This is a genomic window from Staphylococcus sp. HMSC057A08 (genome assembly GCF_001812925.1).
GTDB classification, from domain to species: Bacteria; Bacillota; Bacilli; order Staphylococcales; family Staphylococcaceae; genus Staphylococcus; species Staphylococcus hominis.
Genome location: NZ_KV810857.1, coordinates 422,552 through 424,116 on the forward strand (window position 1 = coordinate 422,552; position 1,565 = coordinate 424,116).

At 36.2% G+C, this 1,565-nt stretch carries 5 protein-coding genes; all 5 read left to right on the top strand.

Features of this window, described 5'->3' with window-relative positions; all coding sequences use genetic code 11:
- Positions 1-39: 39 nt before the first annotated feature.
- Positions 40-189, top strand: coding sequence for a hypothetical protein (locus HMPREF2881_RS11875; RefSeq protein WP_176744871.1), 150 nt, complete (start codon positions 40-42; stop codon positions 187-189).
- Positions 190-192: 3 nt separating this feature from the next.
- Positions 193-546 (top strand): thermonuclease family protein, encoded by a 354-nt coding sequence (locus tag HMPREF2881_RS09345; protein ID WP_176744872.1) that lies wholly within the window; start codon positions 193-195, stop codon positions 544-546.
- A 2-nt stretch (positions 547-548) separates the two neighbouring features.
- The gene (locus HMPREF2881_RS09350) at positions 549-896 is read left to right on the top strand and encodes a hypothetical protein (protein WP_256279981.1); all 348 of its coding nucleotides are present in this window, start codon (positions 549-551) and stop codon (positions 894-896) included.
- Positions 886-1,104, top strand: coding sequence for a hypothetical protein (locus HMPREF2881_RS09355; RefSeq protein ID WP_070653709.1), 219 nt, complete (start codon positions 886-888; stop codon positions 1,102-1,104). Before HMPREF2881_RS09350 ends, HMPREF2881_RS09355 begins: the two co-directional genes overlap by 11 nt.
- 151 nt (positions 1,105-1,255) lie before the next feature.
- Positions 1,256-1,565, top strand: a 310-nt coding sequence (locus tag HMPREF2881_RS09360) for a MazG-like family protein (protein ID WP_070653710.1), incomplete at its 3' end; no start/stop codon positions are given.

The following is a 1,565-nucleotide window of genomic DNA, read 5'->3' on the forward strand; positions in this document are numbered from 1 at the left end:
GTGAGTGTGACATAAAAAGGAACAGGGAGTGTTTTATTAATGGGTGAAGTAGCAGAAATGATGTTAGACGGTACATTATGTCAGATTTGTGGTGGTTTAATGGAAGATTTAATTAACGAAAATGGAGACGATTTAAAAGAGCCACCAGGATATCCTACAACTTGTGAGGATTGTAAAGAATATGAATAGGGAGTGTTTACGATAGACATCAACAATCTCTACACCTACAAAGCAACATGCACCAATGTTGTTGACGGGGATACGATAGATATCTTAATCGATTATGGCTTTGATACCTACGCTAAACGTCGTGTACGTTTGCTAGGTGTCGATACGCCAGAAAGAGGACAGGATAAGTTTAAAGAGGCAACAGCGTTTACTAGAGAATGTGTGGAACATAAAGACATCTACGTTCAGACATACAAGAGCGATGTGTTCGGTAGATACCTAGCTAACGTGTGGTACGAGGACGGGCAACGTAGTTTGAACGATGATCTAAGAGACGCAGGACTATTGAAAGAGAATTCGAAATGGAATGAGGGGTAGGAATGGCAGAAGTAAAAATGACATTAGAAGAATATCAAGATTTAGAAGATAAGTTATCAACCTTAGCGAGGGAAAATCACAACCTTAAACAAGAACGTGACGCTTATAAAAAGCAACGTGATGAACTTATCAACGATATGGCAGAGATTAAAAAGAAAGCAGAGGCGTGGGATAAGCAGAAAGACGAACTACGTGAAATGGTTACTTTTGGTTGCCATTTTGAAGAAGATACTCCTAGTAAATACATGAATGTGGCTTATAGGATTGTTCTCAAAATTATGTGTGAATTAGACGGCACTAACGATTTCAAAAATTTATTAAGTGATTTGGAGGCCGAACATGAAAGATAAAGAGTATAAACGTGCATGGTTAGAGTTGAAAGAAGAAATGCTTTTTCAATATCCGATAATACTCCATATGACAAAAATGGCTGATGGTAAAGAAGATGAAAGTTCACTATTTCAATTAGGAGAACATCTTAAGCGCATGGATGAACTCGATGGGACGCATGAGTTTAAAAATTTATTAAGTGATTTGGAGCGTGGTAGTGATGAATAGAAAAATTAGCAGTCACAAGACAATCAAGCCAAGTTTTTTTAGAAGATATCAAGCACACATGATTATATATGCTTCGTTATTTAGTTTTGTAGTTAATTTATTAAACAACGCATTACTTTTTAAAATACTAATTCAATTGGAGGACGAATAAATGACTAACACATTAGATCAATTAGTAGAACAAGTACAACAATGGAGTATGGATAAAGATTTACACAATGGTAATCCAGATAGACAAGCACTTAAATTCTATGAAGAAGCTGGGGAAGTTGCATCAGCATTATCTCGTGGGCAAATGGATGCATTAAAAGATGGGATAGGCGATACAGTCGTTACATTAATCATATTGGCACAACAACATGATATGACATTACAGGAATGTTTACAGTATGCATATGACGAAATTAAAGGGAGAAAAGGAAAGACAATTAATGGAACGTTCATCAAAGAAGCAGACCTTA